Origin of the sequence: Paraburkholderia sp. SECH4 (genome assembly GCF_030511745.1) — a bacterium.
In the GTDB taxonomy this organism is placed as follows: Bacteria; Pseudomonadota; Gammaproteobacteria; order Burkholderiales; family Burkholderiaceae; genus Paraburkholderia; species Paraburkholderia madseniana.
In genome coordinates, this window is sequence record NZ_JALOCP010000003.1 from 69,279 (window position 1) to 84,042 (window position 14,764).

Sequence of the window (14,764 nt, forward strand, 5' to 3'; positions counted from 1 at the left end):
CCGCCCTTCGCATCGGCGCGGGAATCCGTGGGACCGTACAGCATCTGCCCCTCAATCCGCATTTCCTGCCGTCCGCCCCCATGACGTGTATCATTCGTTCCCTGCGCTGTTCTGTGCCGGCAATTCCCGCATTTTCAAACGCTCGTTCGTAATCTGGTTGCGACGCGGCGGACTTGCCGCGTGAAGCGGGTCTCAGACCGGCTCTCGCAGTTCGGCGCCGCCGCGCAAGACGTGGCAGACCGGCAGCCACAAGCTTCCGAAGACCGCCTGAACCCCTATCCGTGACCGCCAGACCCGATGTCAGTCTCCGAACTCAAACGCCGCCGCACGTTCGCGGTCATTTCCCACCCGGACGCGGGCAAAACCACGCTTACTGAAAAGCTGCTGCTGTTCTCGGGCGCGATTCAGATCGCCGGTACCGTGAAGGGCCGCAAGAGCAATCGCTACGCGACCTCGGACTGGATGGAGATCGAAAAGCAGCGCGGCATTTCCGTTGCCAGTTCGGTCATGCAGTTCGAGTACGGTGACGCCGTCATCAATCTGCTCGACACCCCGGGCCACGAAGACTTCTCCGAAGATACCTATCGTGTGCTGACGGCGGTCGACGCCGCCGTGATGGTGATCGACGGCGCCAACGGCGTCGAAGCGCAAACGCTGAAGCTGCTCGAAGTCTGCCGCAGCCGTAAGACGCCGATCGTCACCTTCATCAACAAGCTCGACCGCGAAGTGCGCGAGCCGCTCGAACTGCTCGACGAAATCGAGCAGCATCTGGGCGTTGCCGCCGTGCCGTTCACGTGGCCGATCGGTATGGGCAAGGAATTCCAGGGCGTCTACGACATCCAGCGCGATCAGGTGCGCCTGTTCCGCGCCGGGCAGGATAAGGCGGGCGGCGACGTCGAAACGCTGCAAGCGCTCGGCGACGAAGAAGGCGAACGTCGCTTCGGCCATAGCTGGGTCAAGGCGAAAGAAGAAATCGACCTGATCACCGGCGCGTCGCCTGATTTCGATCGCGAACAGTTCCTCGCGGGTCAACAATCGCCGGTGCTGTTCGGCTCGGCGATCAATAACTTCGGCGTGAAGGAAATTCTCGACGCGCTGGTCGATCTGGCGCCGCCGCCGTCGATGCGGATGACGGTGCAACGTCCGGTGATGCCGGACGAGCCGAAGTTCACCGGCGTCGTCTTCAAGGTGCAGGCGAACATGGATCTCGCGCACCGCGACCGCGTGGCGTTCATTCGCGTGTGTTCGGGGCATTTCGAACGCGGCATGGCCGTGAAGGTGACGCGCACGAACAAGACGTTCCGCGCGAATAACGTGGTGACGTTCCTGTCGCAGCGTCGTGAGACGGTCAGCGAGGCGTATCCGGGCGACATCATCGGTATCCCGAATCACGGCACGCTGAGTCTCGGCGATACGCTGACTGAAGGCGAGCTGTTGCAGTTCGTCGGCTTGCCGTTCTTTGCGCCGGAAATTTTCCAGACGGTCGAAGTGGTCGATCCGATGCGTGCGAAGCAACTCGGCGAAGCGCTGAAGCAGCTCGGCGAGGAAGGCGCGATTCAGGTGTTCCGTCCGGAAGTCGGCGGTTTGATCATTCTTGGCGCGGTGGGTCAACTGCAGTTCGAAGTGGTGTCGCACCGCTTGTCGACGGAATACAAGGTCGACGTGCGGATGGCGCCGGCGCGCTATCGCATGTCGCGTTGGGTGACGTGTGACGATGCAGCCGAACTGCGCCGTTTCACGGATTCGTACGCGGCGCGGATTGCGCTCGATGCATCGGATGCGCCGACGTATCTGGCATCGCATGTGTCGGAGATTGAAGTCGCGCAGAAGGCGTGGCCGAAGATTGTCTTTAATGAACTGCGCGAGCATTCGGGCGCGCCGTTCAAGAAGGCGATGTAAGCCGTCATAGGCCGCTAATTGAGGTCGGTGAAGCGGGTTCGTTTCGCCTGATTGGGACGAATCCGACCTGCAGGCCGAAAAGCTTCGCAACGCTGTTAAGCGAGTCGACGGTCGGATTCCCGGTCCCGCGCTCGATGTCCTGGATGACTCGGCGGCTGACGCCTCGGTGCGCGGCGAATTCCGCCTGGGTCAGGCCCGTCATCTTGCGCATCGCTTTCATGGCATCAGGAATGGTCATATCGCCCCGGGCGATCCTTTCGTAGAAAGCGCGGCGCAGGGCGTTCTGCTCTTCACGGGTGGGGCGAATCCGACGGGGCATGCTAGGCCTCTAAGGGTTGAAGAGCTTTCAGTTGTCGGGCCTGTGTATCGATGTACTGCGTCAGGAACTCGATGATGTCGTGATCGACCCCCCGCGCTGCCATGGTGTCGGGCAGGCGTTCGATCTGTACGGCAAACCGGCTCAACTCCGCGGCGAGCATTCGGCGTTCGTGGTCAGGTACAGGCAACGCCGCGAGCACGTCGGTCCAGTCCGTCAGCTCAGCCCGGGTGTTCGGGCGATACCACCTCAATGCACGTGGGATCAACTCGGGATCGAGGTACATCGGCGCGAAGTCAAACAGGGGCGTGAGCTGAACTCTGCCTTCGGCCAGTTGCACAGCCGTATTGCGCGCGTGATTGTCCGTGTTGCGCATCGCCAGATTGAGTACGTCCCGCTTGATGAATTCGAGCGTTTCGGCTGCTGGATCGCTCACAACTTTGCGGATTCCGGCCACGACCTCGAAGAGGCTCGGTCGCTGGTCAAAACCGGGTAGCCCCAGAATGGATGCCACGCTTTCCTGATGGAGGCGCACGACTTTCCCGTCGCGCGCGATCCGGTCGAAGCGCGGAACCAGCAGAACGTCTCCGTGAAGGGTCGGCAAATCCGCGTGCGTGCGGATACCCAACGCGGCAGCCACCCGCATGTACGCTGCTTCATTGCGCAGGACCTTGTCGTCGGCCGCGCTATTCCCTCGCGGCAGTTTCGCGATCAAGTGCTGCGTGGCATCGGCATCAGGCAGGATGGCATCACCATGCAGCAGGCCCGCGCGGTCCCGGGTTAGCAGGTATTTCGGCGCCGCGCCCTGAACCCCTGTGGTGCCGGTGCCCAGCATCCCGTGCAGGAACATTCTTTCCGCGAAATCCGCGCTGCGAACGACGACTTCGTCGATCGTCAGGCCGGGCAGACCACGCGCGTCCGCGTGCCGCCCCACGTGCGCGTCAAAATAGTTGACGGCCTCGGCAACGCGGATCCGGCCAATCGGATTGAAGGCGCCCGCGCAGATCAGCGGAAAATCCGCGTCAGGGCCATCCGGTAGTTCCAGCTCACCCAGCAGGAAGCGACGGCCGCCCCCCTGTGGGACGAGGTCATAGAGGAACGCGGGCAGGGTCTGGGCTGCGCGGATATCCAGATCTACAGGCTCAGCCAGTGACACTGAGGTGTTTGGGTGTTCGATGGCGTACTCAACCAGGTGATTCCACTGGCAAAGGCCGCCGTTGAGTTCGATCTGCGCGCAGTCGACCCAGCGATCGTCCAGGAATATCTGTAGGGTGCAATCCATGAGGCAACTCCTTGTGCCTCATAAATGTAGCACGATAAGGCGAACAATTGCTTATGTGCTTCTTATAAGCGTTTTTTGGCCGAATCAGTGGCTGGATTGCGCCAGAACAGATCGTCACCGTTACGGTAGTCGCTTAGTCGCATGTCGCGTAACTGTGTTTGTGAGCGTACGCTGCCCCGGGGTGGGGAGCGGCTTGCCGACGCTACGACCCTCGCTTGGGCTTTTAAGCGATTTAGTGGACCCCACGAGGACTGTTGATCATCTTCAAAACCTCTTCCCGCATCCACCCTGCAAACGCTTGCACATGTTCAAGCGCCGCGTGGCGTTGCGCCACGTCGAGCCAGTAGCCATACGGCCCGGCTACTTCAACATCGGAAAACCGCGCGAGACTCCCGTCCGCCAGTTCCTCGACGATCATGTTTCGATCGACCACCGCCAGCCCCGCGCCTTTACGCGCGGCGCGGATCGCCTGCTCCAGCGTAGAAAACTCGATGCCGTTTTCCGCGTAGCGTGCGGGCAGGCCAGCCTTCGCCAGCCAGTTCGGCCATAGGTCCAGGCGGGCGTCGTTATGCAGCACGTGCAGCGCGGGCAAGTGTTCGAGCAGCATGTCGAGTGATTCGCTGAGCAGACCCGGTGCGCCGACCAGTACGTGGCGCTCCGTCATCAGCAATTCGGAATGTGCACCCGCCAGTGCGTTTCGGCCGAAGCGGATGACGCAGTGACAGTCTTCCGTGGGCGACGTACGAACGGACAGTTCGACATCGGGCAATTCGTCTCCCAACGAACCGAGCCGAGGCGAGAACCACTGCGTCGCAAAGGTGGGCGGCACGGCGACGACGAGACGCCGCCGCCCTTTGGCTGCGGTGATCTGACGGAAGCCGCGCTCGATGGTGTCGAAGGCCTCGGAGAGGCAAGGCAGGAATTGCAGCCCGGCGGGCGTCAACCGGATACCCTTGTGATCGCGCTCAAACAACTTCGCGCCGAGCGATTCCTCGAGCAGCTTGATCTGCCGGCTCACCGCGCCTTGGGTGACGCACAGCGCCGTGGCCGCACGGTTAAAGCTCATGTGCCGGGCTGTTTCTTCAAAGAAGCGCAACGCGATCAGCGATGGCAAGCGCCGCATAAATCACCTTCTGTCTCTTTGTTCGTTCGGAGCAGGCGTGCCTGCTCGCGGAATCCATGTTCGTGCCGCGCGTTGTCTCCGACGCGCCATGCCGCCATCAATCAGCCCGCACCTGTCAAAGGCAAACGGGCTGTTCGGGCATCCATAGGATTGTCGCATTCAGGCTCGATATTTTGCCTGATCGCGCTAAAAAAATTCTGGCGTGCGTTGGCGCGGATCAAGCGGGATTTCGTCTACGTCACGCCGCGTTTTCAGAACCGCAGCCGCGCAAGCCCTCGACTTCGCCTATCCTGACGAAGACGCGCGCCACCTGGCCGCCGTGCCTACTTCACACTCCGCTGGAGCGCCCGTGACCGTTCGCAACCTAGACGCCCTGTTCCGCCCTAAATCCGTCGCTGTGATCGGCGCTTCCGAGCGTCCGGGCAGCACCGGCGCAATGGTGTGGGCGCGTGTGCTGGAAGGCGGCTTCGACGGCCCCATCTGGCCGGTCAATCCGAAATACGAGACGCTCGGCGGACGCAAGGTCATCGGCGATGTGGGCGATTTGCCGCAAGCGCCTACCGTCGCGCTGATCTGCACACCGCCCGACACGTGGCCCGGCATCATCCACAAGCTCGGCGGCCTGGGCACGCGCGCGGCGATCATCGCCGGCGAGGTGCGATGCGATGAGGACCGCTTGCAGCTCCGGCATGCGCTCTCGGCGGCGCGGCCGCATTTGCTGCGGATCGTCGGGCCGGGCAGTCTCGGAGTGGTGTCGCCGGCGCTGCACGCGCATTTCGGTGCGCCGTCGTGCACGGTGAAGGCGGGTGGTGTGGCATGGGTGTCGCAGTCGAATGCACTGACGAATGCTGTGCTCGGTTGGGCGCATGCGCGCGGCCTTGGCTTTTCGCACGCCGTGGCGCTGGGTGGCGAAGCCGACGTAGATGCCGGCGACGTCCTCGACTATCTGGCGAGCGATCCCGGCACGCGCGCGATCCTCCTGGAGTTGGATACGGTGCGCGCCGCGCGTAAATTCATGTCCGCGGCTCGCGCGGCGGCGCGCAACAAGCCAGTGCTGGCGTTGCGCTCAGGCCGCGCCGATCCGGCCGACGCGCTGTACACGGCTGCATTCCGCCGCGCGGGCATGGTGCGCGTCGATTCGCTCGACGATCTGCTCGATGAAATCGAAACGCTCGGCGTGGGCCGGGTGGCGGCAGGCGCGACGGCGACGCTGATCACCAGCGACAGTGGCCTCGCTACGCTCGCCTGCGACGCCTTCGCCGCCGCCGGCGACACGCTCGCGCCGTGGCCCGCCGAAGCGGATGCGGCGCTAAGCGAAGCGCTGCCGCACGCGGTGGCCGGCAACCCGCTAAGACTCGGCGACGATGCGCGTCCCGAGCATTTCGGTACCGCGCTCAAGCTGCTCGCCGAGCATCGCAGCACGGGCACGGCCTTCGTGGTCCACGCGTCGACGCATGGCGCGCCGGTCGGTGAGGTCGCGCAGGCATTGATCGCGAATCAGCGCTTCGCGTATCGCGGGCTACTCGCGTGCTTTTTCGGCGGCGTGGACGCGGCGACCCGCGACGCGCTGCACGCGCAAGGCATTCCGGTTCATACGACGCCGCAGCGGCTTGCGCGCGCCTTTGCGCGTCTGGTCGACTACCGGATGGGACGCGAGTTGCTGATGCAGACGCCGGAAGGTTTGCCGGCGCAGATACCCGAAGCAATCGACGCCGCTCAGGCGCAGGCCCGCGCCGCGCTTGCAGCAGGTGAGCACCAACTAACTGGGGCGGCAGCGGCACAGTTTCTTGAGCGTTTTGGGCTGAGGGTCGAAACGCAAAGGGGCGACCTGACGAAAGGATCCTCGGCGCAAGGCGCTACGCAAGGATCGACGCAAGCGCTAACCCAACAAGCCGCGCAGCAATCAGCCGCAGCGCCGGCACAGACAGATTGCGAGGAACTGGTCGCCGCACAGTCGCGCAAGCCGGTTGTCGCCATCGCCGTCGAACTTCACGACGACGACAACTTCGGTCCCGTCTTCCGCTTCACCGCGCCTTCTGCGGATGGCGTGTCCGAGCCGCTGCGCCTCTACGGCTTGCCGCCACTTAATCCGATGCTCGCGCGCGACATGGTCATGCACTCGCGCTACGCGCGCCTGATCGATCCCGAGCCGGCATTAACCGCATTGACGGCGCTTTCGCAGGCGGTCTGCGACGTCAAGGAGATCGTCGGCCTGGCGTTGACGCTGTGCGTATTCAAGGACCACGTGGTGGTAGTCGAGCCTACCCTCAGCCTCGCGTCGACACGCAGCCGGCTCGCGATCGTGCCGTACCCGCGCCGTTTCGAAGAGACGATCGACTGGCAGGGTCTACGTGTGACGGTCCGGCCGATCCGACCAGAAGACGAAGCCGCGCACCACGATTTTGTGGAAGCAATGACGCCGGAAGATTTACGCCTGCGTTTTTTTGGCGCAGTGGGCAGCTTCGATCACTCGCAGCTCGCTCGCATGACGCAGATCGACTACGACCGCGAAATGGCACTCATCGCGACGGTCACCAGCGAAGACGGCTTTACGCGCACGCTCGGCGTTGTGCGTGCCGTCGCCGATCCCGACAACGAGACAGCCGAGTTCGCCGCCGCGGTGCGCTCCGACCAGAAAGGCCGGCGCCTTGGACAATTGCTGATGGATCGGATCATCAAGTATGCGCGGGCACGCGGCACCCACTGGCTGGTCGGCGAGGCGTTGCGGGAGAACGCGCCGATGATTGCGCTAGCCAAGTCCTGCGGCTTCACCATCACGCCGACGGAAGATCCGGGCGTGGTCGGCTTCAGGATGGCGCTGGATGAACCGGCGCAAGGTTAAGTTGGCGGGACGGCGCTTGCCGAAGCTCACAGACACAAGACCGCCCGCTATGACTATGACGCCAGGCCGCGGCGATTCGCGGCCCCAGGCGTTGTGACTTCAGTCTTTAAGCCGGCAGCTTCGTCGCAGCTTCGTCGACCTGCGTGCGGGTCACGGACAACTCTTCGAGCAGCGCCTCAGCGTACACAGCGCCGGTTTCGCGTTCCAGACGCGCGATCGTCGCCGCGCAACGGTTCGCGTCCTTCAGCGTCGCGATGAACGACTTCACCGATTCACCCGCCTTGAAGGCGTCGAACAGCGGCACGCGGATGTCGTCCGGCAGCGGACGCGCTGTCCATTGATACGGCTTGCCGTTGAACGTGAACTGCGGCGGCAGTACGCGCTCTTTCTTCGCAGCCGGAATCAGACCGAAGGTGCGCGCGGCGTCGCCGATCTGCTCGGCCGAAAACAGCTCGTCCGGGCTGATGTCGAATTGCTGAATGAAGGTCTCGATGCTGTGCATCGCTGCTGCGCGGTCGTCACGGCGCTTTTGCGCATGAGCGACGATGTCGCGCAGTTCGTCGGCTTCTTCAGGCGTGATCGTGAAGCTCGACTGCTTCTGCTGGAGTTCGGAAAAACGCAGGAATTCGGAATCGGTCAGAAGTTTCGCCATTGCTTGATCGTTGAGCGCGCATGAGGAGACCCCTGCGGCGTGATTTTTGAAAGGGTCGCCATTCTAAACCATGTGCGTTAAACGGCCTCTTCCCGAAACATCGATAGCGCCTGCACTGTCTCGCGTAGCAGCGCTGTTGCCGCCTCCAGAGTCGGCGCAACGTATTCGTCGATGCGCCGCAAGTACGGGCAAGTGAGCACCGCGATCGCCTGGCCTGACGGCCCCTGGATCGGGAACGTGACGTCCGTGACGCCGAACGTCTGCTGGCTGTCCTTCTGCGAAAAACCTGCCGCGCGAATCCGCTCGCATGCCTGTTCCAACGCGTCACGATCGATCGTGACTTCGCCTTTCACCTTGGTGTGTTCGGCCAGCATCTGGTCGCGCTGCTCGACGCTTTGAAACGCGAGCATCACGCGGCCCGAACCCGTATCGATCAGGCCGACCCGCGAGCCGAGCCGCACCGACATGCCCCATGTGCCCGGCCCGTCCACTTGAGCGATCACCAGCAGATTGCCGCGGTCGTACACCACAAGGTGACACGATTGCTCGGCCGCATCGGCAAAGCGCTGCATTAGCGGCAGCGCTTCGGAGATCAGGCGGTTCATCGGCGGATGACGATGCGCGAGTGCATACAGCTTCAGACTCAGCGAATAACGGTCGCCCGCCGCCGAGCGCACCACGTACTGCCGTGCGACCAGACGCTCCAGCATCCGGTACATCTCGCTCGCGTTGCGTCCCAGCAGCTTGGTGATTTCGGCGCGCGTCAGCCCTTCTTTCTGCTCGGCGAGCAGTTCAAGGATGTCGAGGCCCTTGTCCAACGCGGGGGCGCGGTAACGGTCGGCGTCGTCTTTGTCTTCTGCGTCCATAGCGAGCGAGGTTCCGTGTGTTGTTCTCATTATCTGGCGCGTGAGTGTAAGTGCGGGGCGAATCTTGCGCGAGGTGGCACTGCGCCAGGGGAAACACCGAGATGTGCTGCAGTGCACATCGCTTGACTTCGAAAAGTCCGTATATGAATAATACGTTCATTGGTGAATTAACGCACACCAATACTTCATAAGAAAGCGCAGGACCAAGTGCCCACCACTCGCATGGCGGGTTCACGCAGTTCCCACAACGCATGCATGGGGCCGGAGTAAGCGCTAAAGCGCTAACTCCGGACCGACACAGGAGACAACCATGTCGTTCGCGAAAGGGCCGCACCCGGCTCGCCGTTTGTTCCAGAGTTCGCTGTTCGCCGTTGCGGCGGCAGCTTGCGTCGCCGGCCTCGCCGTCAGCGGTGCGGCACACGCCGCTGACGCCGGCAAGGTCGGCCTCGGTCTGCCGCTTCTCACGTCGCCGTTCTGGCAGTCGTACAACAACTATCTGCCCAAGTACGCGAAGGACATGGGCATCGATATCCTCGCACCGGTCAATTCGAACGGCGATCCGGCCCAGCAGATCACCGACATGAACAACCTGCTGAACCTCGGTGCGAAGGGCATCGTGGTCGGCCCGCTGGATTCGGCTGCGATCAGTCGCGCGCTCGATGCAGCATCGTCGAAGAACGTGCCGGTGGTCGCCGTCGACGTCGCGCCGACGCAAGGCAAGGTGGCGATGGTGGTGCGCGCCGACAATCGCGCCTACGGCGAGAAAGCGTGCAAGTACATCGGCGAGCATGTGAAGTCGGGCAAGGTCGTGCAGATCATGGGCGACCTGGCGTCGGTGAATGGACGCGACCGGTCCGAAGCGTTCCGCTCGTGTCTGAAGGGCTTCCCGGGTTTGTCGCTGCTGGAGATTCCGGCAAGTTGGAAGGGTGATGTCGCGGCTACCGCGCTCGACAGTCTGCTCACCGCGAATCCTGACGTGAAGGCAATCTACATGCAGGCAGGTGGTGTCTATCTGTCGCCCACGCTGCAAACGTTGCGCCGCAAGCAGATGCTGTTTCCGGCCGGCGATGCGAAGCACGTCGTGATTGTCAGTAACGACGGCATTCCGCAGGAGTTCGAGGCCATCCGTCGCGGTGATATCGACGCCACCATTTCGCAGCCTGCCGATTCCTACGCGAAATACGGTCTCTTCTATATCAAGGCGGCGTTGGCCGGACAGACGTTCAAGCCGGGCCCGACGGATCACGGCAGCAACATCGTCCAGCTGGCGCCGGGCATTCTCGAAGATCAATTGCCCGCACCGCTCGTCACGAAGTCGAATGTCGACGACAAAGCGTTGTGGGGCAACACCGTTAAATGAGCGAGCCGACGCCCTCCGTGCCGGTCGTCGAAGCGTTTGAGGTCACCAAACGCTTCGGCTCCACGGCCGCGTTGAAAGACGTGAGTATCCGCGTGATGCCCGGCGAGTCGCATGCGCTCGTCGGGCGTAACGGTGCGGGCAAATCGACGCTGGTGTCGATCCTCACCGGCCTGCGCAAGCCCGATACCGGCGAGGTGCGTTTTGGCGGCGCGGCCGCGCCGTCGATTGCGGATCGCGATGCATGGCGCGAGCGTGTGGCCTGCGTTTATCAGCATTCGACGATCATTCGCGATCTGAGCGTCGCGGAGAATCTGTTCATCAATCGGCAGCCGTCACGCGGGGGCGTGATCGATTGGCGCGCCATGCGCCGCGATGCGCGTGAGTTGCTCGATCATTGGAAGATCGACGTACGCGAAGATGTGCGCGCCGGCGATCTGAGCGTGGAAGCCCGGCAACTCGTGGAGATTGTGCGGGCGTTGTCGTACGGTGCGCGCTTCATCATTCTCGATGAACCGACCGCGCAGCTCGACGGCGACGAAATCAAGCGCCTGTTCCGCCGCATCAGCGAGTTGCAGCGCGAAGGCGTGACGTTCCTCTTTATTTCTCATCACCTGCAGGAAGTCTATGAAATCTGCCAGGCGGTGACGGTGCTGCGTGACGCGCGGCATATCGTCAGTGCGCCGGTTTCCGCGTTGCCACGCGAGCAGTTGATCGAAGCGATGACCGGCGAGCGTGGTGGCCTGGCCGTCGCCGATGCGGCGGCGCGCGATGCGTTGCCGGCGGACACTGCCATTGCGCTGGAAGTCAAAGATCTGGTGGGTTCCGATTACGAAGGTGTGTCGTTCACGGTGAAGCGCGGCGAAGTGGTAGGGCTGACCGGCGCAACGAGTAGCGGCCGCACCAGCGTGGCCGAAGCGATTGCCGGTTTGCGTGCGGCCAGGCGCGGCTCGATCAGTGTGGATGGTGTGACGCTGCCGCCTGGCGATGTCCCTGCTGCGCTGGCGCACGGCATCGGCTGCGTGCCGAAGGATCGCCATCACGAAGGCCTGGTGCTGACGCAATCGGTTGCCGAAAACGCCTCGATGACGATCGCGCGCCTGCTCGGCAAATTCGGCATTGCGCCGCCGGCGAAAAAGAACGCCTTCGGTCAGAAGATGATCGGCGCGCTCGGCATCGTTGCGCAAGGCCCTGAGCATGTCGTGTCAGGGCTGTCGGGCGGCAATCAGCAGAAGGTCGTGATGGCGCGCGCACTCGCCACCGATCCGAACGTGCTTGTATTGATCGACCCCACGGCAGGCGTCGATGTGAAATCGAAAGAAGCGTTGCTGTCAGTCGTGGATCGCGTACGAGAGGAGGGCAAGGCCGTGCTGGTCGTGTCCGGCGAACTCGACGATCTGCGTACCTGTGACCGTGTGCTGGTCATGTTCCGTGGCCGTGTCGCGGCCGAATTTCCCGCGGGTTGGCAAGACCACGACCTGATCGCATCCGTTGAAGGAGTCAGTCTCCATGAAGAATAGTGTGCCCAGCCCTGCATTCGGTACCCCACAAGGTCAGGCACAGCCGCAGCCCGTCGCACAGGCGACGCGCGGCAAACGTGCTCGCAGCGAACTTGCCCGGCTGCGCGAACTGGCGTTGCTGCCCGCGCTTGCGCTGTTGCTCGTGATCGGCGCGTTTGTGAGCCCGAGCTTTCTGACGAAGGCGAATCTGATCAGCGTGCTGGGGGCGTCCGCGGCATTGGCGTTGGTCGTACTCGCCGAATCGCTGATCGTGTTGACCGGCAAGTTCGATCTGTCGCTCGAATCGACGGTGGGCATTGCGCCGGCTATCGGCGCGATGCTGGTGATGCCGGCTGCGTCCGCGGGCTTCGGGATGCAATGGCCGGCGGCGGCGGGTTTGCTGGCTATCCTCGTGGTCGGCGCGGTGATTGGCTTCGTCAACGGTTTCCTGGTGGTGCGGTTGCGGCTGAACGCCTTCATCGTCACGCTGGCGATGCTGATCGTGTTGCGCGGCATGCTGGTCGGCGCGACCAAAGGCGGCACGCTGTTCGATATGCCGCCGTCGTTCTTCTCGCTCGCCACCACCATCGTGCTCGGTTTGCCGTTGTCGGTGTGGCTCGCGGCGGCAGCGTTTGCCATCGCTGCGTTCGTGCTGCGCTATCACCGCCTGGGCCGCGCGTTATATGCGATCGGTGGTAATCCGGAAGCGGCGCGCGCGGCGGGGATTCGCGTCGAGCGCATTACGTGGGGGGTATTCGTGCTCGGCAGTATGCTGGCCTCGGTGGGCGGTCTGATCGTGACCGGGTACGTGGGGGCGATCAACGCGAACCAGGGTAACGGCATGATTTTCACGGTGTTCGCGGCGGCGGTGATTGGCGGCATTTCGCTCGACGGCGGCAAGGGCTCGATGCTCGGTGCGCTCACCGGCGTGTTGCTGCTTGGCGTCGTGCAGAACCTGCTGACGCTGGCCCAAGTGCCGTCGTTCTGGATTCAGGCGATCTACGGCGCGATCATCCTCGGCTCGCTGATGGTGGCACGGCTCGCCAGCGGTGAAGGCCAGAACTAATGCACATGCATAACGGAGAACGCACTTGACCAGCCGCTCAACGCAAACGCCGCAAACGCCCCAAACATTGCAAACCGACCCACGCCTGATCCTGCTCAGTCCCGCGGATAACTGCCTGATCGCGGCGGCGCGTCTCGATGCGGGCACGCAAGTCGAGATCGAGGGCGAGCGCGTGACGTTCACCAAAACCATCGACCTCGGCCATAAGGTCGCGCGCCATGAACTCGCGAAAGACGACAAGGTGCTGCGTTACGGCGCGGTGATCGGTCACGTGACCGAGGCGGTGGCGCGCGGTGCGCATCTGCATACGCACAACCTCGAAAGCGATTACCTGCCCACGTATACGCACGACGCGGGCCATGAGTTCGTCCATCACTGAATTGAGCACATTGACGTGGCCTTGCGCCGCGCTGGAATGATCATGACTGACACTTCCGTAGCATCCGCCGCCGCGCAGCATCAGCCCTTGTTGCAGGGTTATCCGCGCAAGGATGGCCGCAAGGGCATCCGCAATGTGGTTGCGGTGGCCTATCTGGTCGAGTGCGCGCATCACGTTGCGCGCGAGATCGTCACGCAGTTTCGCGAACCGCTCGACGCGTTCGACGATCCTTCAGCCGAACGCGAGCCACCAGTGCATCTGATCGGCTTTCCCGGTTGTTATCCGAATGGGTACGCCGAAAAGATGCTCGAGCGCCTCACCACGCATCCCAACGTGGGCGCGGTGCTGTTCGTGTCGCTCGGGTGCGAGAGCATGAATAAGCATTACCTTGTGGACGTGGTGCGCGCGAGCGGCCGTCCGGTCGAAGTCCTGACGATTCAGGAAAAAGGCGGCACACGCAGCACGATTCAATACGGCGTCGACTGGATTCGCGACGCACGCAAGCAACTTGCTGCGCAGCAGAAAGTGCCGATGGCGCTGAGCGAACTGGTGATCGGCACGATTTGCGGCGGCTCGGACGGAACCAGCGGCATTACCGCAAACCCGGCCGTGGGCCGTGCGTTCGATCATCTGATCGACGCGGGCGCGACCTGCATTTTCGAAGAAACCGGCGAGCTGGTGGGCTGCGAGTTTCATATGAAAACGCGTGCCGCGAGGCCGGAACTCGGGGATGAAATTGTCGCTTGCGTTGCGAAGGCGGCGCGCTACTACTCGATCCTCGGGCATGGCAGTTTTGCGGTCGGCAATGCGGACGGCGGCCTCACCACGCAGGAAGAGAAATCGTTAGGCGCGTATGCGAAAAGCGGCGCGTCGCCGATTGTCGGCATTATCAAACCCGGCGACGTTCCGCCGACCGGTGGCCTCTATCTTCTCGACGTTGTGCCTGACGGCGAACCGCGCTTCGGCTTCCCAAACATTAGCGACAACGCGGAAATCGGCGAACTGATCGCGTGCGGCGCGCATGTGATTCTGTTCACGACTGGACGCGGATCGGTGGTCGGTTCGGCGATTTCACCGGTCATCAAGGTGTGCGCGAATCCCGCGACCTACCGCAATCTCGCCGGCGATATGGATGTCGATGCAGGCCGCATTCTCGAAGGCCGCGGCACGCTCGACGAAGTCGGCCGCGAGGTGTTCGAGCAAACTGTGGCGGTGTCGCTCGGTGCGGCGTCGAAATCGGAAATGCTCGGTCATCAGGAATTCATCCTGACGTACAAGACTTTCGAACCAGTGGGCCCGGCTTGTTTGCCGTCGAGCGCCGCACCGCCGCATCGGGTTGTCGCGATCGAGCCGCACTGAGAGGTCCATTTGCGACGAGTCCGAGGCCACGCAGCGGGCAAATATCGTCGGCACGTGCTAAAACATAAACGGGATCAGAGTAAGCGCTAAAGCGCCAACTCTGGTCGACAGCTTTGCATGGGAC

At 62.9% G+C, this 14,764-nt stretch carries 12 protein-coding genes; 7 read left to right on the forward strand and 5 right to left on the reverse strand.

Annotated elements, in window-relative coordinates; translation table 11 throughout:
• Nucleotides 1–297: 297 nt before the first annotated feature.
• Complete coding sequence (locus M0D67_RS05805) at nucleotides 298–1,899, forward strand: peptide chain release factor 3 (RefSeq protein WP_266237783.1); 1,602 nt, start codon at nucleotides 298–300, stop codon at nucleotides 1,897–1,899.
• A gap of 4 nt (nucleotides 1,900–1,903) precedes the next feature.
• Here the strand turns inward: M0D67_RS05805 and M0D67_RS05810 are convergent, their stop codons facing one another.
• The 3 genes from M0D67_RS05810 to M0D67_RS05820 all read right to left on the reverse strand — a co-directional run bounded on the left by M0D67_RS05810 (nucleotide 1,904) and on the right by M0D67_RS05820 (nucleotide 4,620).
• Nucleotides 1,904–2,218, reverse strand: a complete 315-nt coding sequence (locus M0D67_RS05810) for a helix-turn-helix domain-containing protein (RefSeq protein WP_266237786.1) — start codon at nucleotides 2,216–2,218, stop codon at nucleotides 1,904–1,906.
• A 1-nt stretch (nucleotide 2,219) separates the two neighbouring features.
• Nucleotides 2,220–3,497 carry a type II toxin-antitoxin system HipA family toxin gene (locus tag M0D67_RS05815; protein ID WP_266237788.1) on the reverse strand — a complete coding sequence of 426 codons (1,278 nt, stop codon included), beginning with the start codon at nucleotides 3,495–3,497 and terminating at the stop codon, nucleotides 2,220–2,222.
• Nucleotides 3,498–3,729: 232 nt separating this feature from the next.
• Nucleotides 3,730–4,620, reverse strand: coding sequence for a LysR substrate-binding domain-containing protein (locus tag M0D67_RS05820; RefSeq protein ID WP_266237790.1), 891 nt, complete (start codon nucleotides 4,618–4,620; stop codon nucleotides 3,730–3,732).
• A gap of 349 nt (nucleotides 4,621–4,969) precedes the next feature.
• Between M0D67_RS05820 and M0D67_RS05825 the strand changes: the two genes are divergently transcribed.
• Nucleotides 4,970–7,462: a GNAT family N-acetyltransferase gene (locus M0D67_RS05825; RefSeq protein WP_266237793.1), complete on the forward strand. Its 2,493-nt coding sequence runs from the start codon at nucleotides 4,970–4,972 to the stop codon at nucleotides 7,460–7,462.
• 106 nt (nucleotides 7,463–7,568) lie between these two features.
• On the opposite strand, the gene M0D67_RS05830 is transcribed toward M0D67_RS05825, so the two are convergent.
• Together M0D67_RS05830 and M0D67_RS05835 are read right to left on the reverse strand one after the other, a co-directional pair.
• Nucleotides 7,569–8,114, reverse strand: coding sequence for a hypothetical protein (locus M0D67_RS05830; RefSeq protein ID WP_266237795.1), 546 nt, complete (start codon nucleotides 8,112–8,114; stop codon nucleotides 7,569–7,571).
• A gap of 77 nt (nucleotides 8,115–8,191) precedes the next feature.
• On the reverse strand, nucleotides 8,192–8,980 hold the full coding sequence (locus M0D67_RS05835) for an IclR family transcriptional regulator (protein WP_266237797.1): 789 nt from the start codon (nucleotides 8,978–8,980) through the stop codon (nucleotides 8,192–8,194).
• Nucleotides 8,981–9,290: 310 nt separating this feature from the next.
• On the opposite strand from M0D67_RS05835, the gene M0D67_RS05840 reads away from it, so the two are divergent.
• The 5 genes from M0D67_RS05840 to M0D67_RS05860 are packed head-to-tail and all read left to right on the forward strand — an operon-like array spanning nucleotide 9,291 to nucleotide 14,640.
• A complete protein-coding gene (locus M0D67_RS05840; protein WP_266237800.1) occupies nucleotides 9,291–10,340 on the forward strand; it encodes a sugar ABC transporter substrate-binding protein in 1,050 nt (349 codons plus the stop codon).
• On the forward strand, nucleotides 10,337–11,857 hold the full coding sequence (locus M0D67_RS05845; protein WP_266237802.1) for a sugar ABC transporter ATP-binding protein: 1,521 nt from the start codon (nucleotides 10,337–10,339) through the stop codon (nucleotides 11,855–11,857). Before M0D67_RS05840 ends, M0D67_RS05845 begins: the two co-directional genes overlap by 4 nt.
• Nucleotides 11,847–12,902, forward strand: coding sequence for an ABC transporter permease (locus tag M0D67_RS05850; RefSeq protein ID WP_266237804.1), 1,056 nt, complete (start codon nucleotides 11,847–11,849; stop codon nucleotides 12,900–12,902). The genes M0D67_RS05845 and M0D67_RS05850 overlap by 11 nt, the downstream gene beginning before the upstream one ends.
• A 25-nt stretch (nucleotides 12,903–12,927) precedes the next feature.
• A complete protein-coding gene (locus M0D67_RS05855) occupies nucleotides 12,928–13,281 on the forward strand; it encodes a UxaA family hydrolase (protein WP_266237806.1) in 354 nt (117 codons plus the stop codon).
• 42 nt (nucleotides 13,282–13,323) lie between these two features.
• Nucleotides 13,324–14,640: a UxaA family hydrolase gene (locus M0D67_RS05860; protein ID WP_054034919.1), complete on the forward strand. Its 1,317-nt coding sequence runs from the start codon at nucleotides 13,324–13,326 to the stop codon at nucleotides 14,638–14,640.
• Nucleotides 14,641–14,764 lie beyond the last annotated feature (124 nt).

What these genes read in the sequence shown, in the direction of transcription:
- M0D67_RS05835 (WP_266237797.1), bottom strand. Translation starts at nt 8,980, where the DNA reads ATGGACGCAGAAGACAAAGACGACGCCGACCGTTACCGCGCCCCCGCG.
- M0D67_RS05845 (WP_266237802.1), top strand. Translation starts at nt 10,337, where the DNA reads ATGAGCGAGCCGACGCCCTCCGTGCCGGTCGTCGAAGCGTTTGAGGTC.
- M0D67_RS05810 (WP_266237786.1), bottom strand. Translation starts at nt 2,218, where the DNA reads ATGCCCCGTCGGATTCGCCCCACCCGTGAAGAGCAGAACGCCCTGCGC.
- M0D67_RS05850 (WP_266237804.1), top strand. Translation starts at nt 11,847, where the DNA reads ATGAAGAATAGTGTGCCCAGCCCTGCATTCGGTACCCCACAAGGTCAG.
- M0D67_RS05815 (WP_266237788.1), bottom strand. Translation starts at nt 3,497, where the DNA reads ATGGATTGCACCCTACAGATATTCCTGGACGATCGCTGGGTCGACTGC.
- M0D67_RS05860 (WP_054034919.1), top strand. Translation starts at nt 13,324, where the DNA reads ATGACTGACACTTCCGTAGCATCCGCCGCCGCGCAGCATCAGCCCTTG.
- M0D67_RS05820 (WP_266237790.1), bottom strand. Translation starts at nt 4,620, where the DNA reads ATGCGGCGCTTGCCATCGCTGATCGCGTTGCGCTTCTTTGAAGAAACA.
- M0D67_RS05840 (WP_266237800.1), top strand. Translation starts at nt 9,291, where the DNA reads ATGTCGTTCGCGAAAGGGCCGCACCCGGCTCGCCGTTTGTTCCAGAGT.
- M0D67_RS05805 (WP_266237783.1), top strand. Translation starts at nt 298, where the DNA reads ATGTCAGTCTCCGAACTCAAACGCCGCCGCACGTTCGCGGTCATTTCC.
- M0D67_RS05830 (WP_266237795.1), bottom strand. Translation starts at nt 8,114, where the DNA reads ATGGCGAAACTTCTGACCGATTCCGAATTCCTGCGTTTTTCCGAACTC.